Origin of the sequence: Microcystis aeruginosa NIES-4325, from assembly GCF_008974145.1 — a bacterium.
GTDB lineage: Bacteria > Cyanobacteriota > Cyanobacteriia > Cyanobacteriales > Microcystaceae > Microcystis > Microcystis aeruginosa_G.
This window is the reverse complement of the sequence record NZ_BJKP01000089.1, coordinates 1-1,353: the sequence shown is the minus strand read 5'-3', so window position 1 is coordinate 1,353 and position 1,353 is coordinate 1. Positions and strand designations below refer to the sequence as shown.

At 45.2% G+C, this 1,353-nt stretch carries 1 protein-coding gene; it reads left to right on the top strand.

Annotated features, from left to right (window positions below; genetic code table 11):
* The first annotated feature begins 233 nt into the window (after window positions 1-233).
* A complete protein-coding gene (locus MiAbW_RS19745; RefSeq protein ID WP_194163189.1) occupies window positions 234-1,190 on the top strand; it encodes an IS110 family transposase in 957 nt (318 codons plus the stop codon).
* Window positions 1,191-1,353 lie beyond the last annotated feature (163 nt).

The following is a 1,353-nucleotide window of genomic DNA, read 5'->3' as shown; positions in this document are numbered from 1 at the left end:
CCCAACCTTGTATATTGAGAGAAGTGGCAGACCGTCCCAACCTTGGTCAGAAAAGACCGCTTCGTAGCAAGGGTCACCACCATAATCTCCCTGACAAAACTCGAACAGTCGCCGGGGTCGTGGCGAAAACAATCAATTGTTAAGCTAACAGACCGTATCGGGCAAGGATGAGTAAAATCAAGGGGATGCTCTCCAAAATAACCATTAATCCCGCCAATTTCTCAGGTTTAATCATGGAAAATATCTCTCAATGGGTAGGCATTGACATTAGTAAAGCGACCCTAGATGTTTACCTTCGTCCCCTCGGTAAAGCGATGAAAGTTGCTAACACAAAGGAGGACATATCTAAACTGGTCGAGACCCTAAAATCCTACACTGTCAACCTCATCGTTCTGGAAGCGACAGGAGGTTTAGAAACTGAACTGGTGATTCAATTACAAGAAGCGGATTTACCTGTAGCCTTAATCAATCCCCGTCAAGGAAGAGACTTTGCTAAAGCCACTGGTAAATTAGCCAAAACCGATGCCATTGACGCTCAAATCTTAGCTCATTTTGGCGAGGCAATGCAACCGCAAATATTAGCGGTTGAGTCGGAAGAATCTCGTCAATTGGGCGACTTAATTAGTCGTCGCCGGCAACTTGTCGAGATGCGGACTGCCGAAAAAAACCGACGGGAACGCGCTCGCGGTAAAGCTTTGGTCGATATCGAAGCCCATCTTGAGTATCTCGATAACTGCCTCGAAAAACTCAATCAAGAAATTGAGGAATTGACCCAAGCTAACCAACAATGGCTCGAGAAAGTTAATTTACTCAAAACCGTGCCGGGGATTGGTCAAGTAATTTCTACTACTCTCGTCTCCGACTTACCAGAACTCGGTCAATTAACCGCCAAACAAATCTCTCGCTTAGTCGGTGTTGCGCCGATTAATCATGATAGTGGTCAACATAAAGGTAAGCGAATGATTCAGGGAGGTCGCGCTCAGATTCGGGCGACTCTTTACATGGGAGCGGTGGTAGCTATGCGTCATAATCCGGTGATTAAAACCTTTTACGAACGCCTAGTCGGACGAGGTAAATCAAAAAAACTGGCTCTGACTGCTTGTGTGCGGAAAATCTTAGTTATTCTTAATGCAATGGTTCGCCAAAATCAGCCTTGGCAGCTTGCTGACAATTTACAACCTTGTTCCTAGAGATTCACGATCCTTGTTATCTCTAATCAAGGGTTGCGCTTGCTTTGGTTTAACCTGAGCAGCTTAGCTTTTGCTGCGCTTTTTTCCGGCTTGAGATTTTGAGTTTTACGGCAACTGCTTGAGTTTTTTTGAATTACCCCTTGACAATCAAGACAGTCGCTAC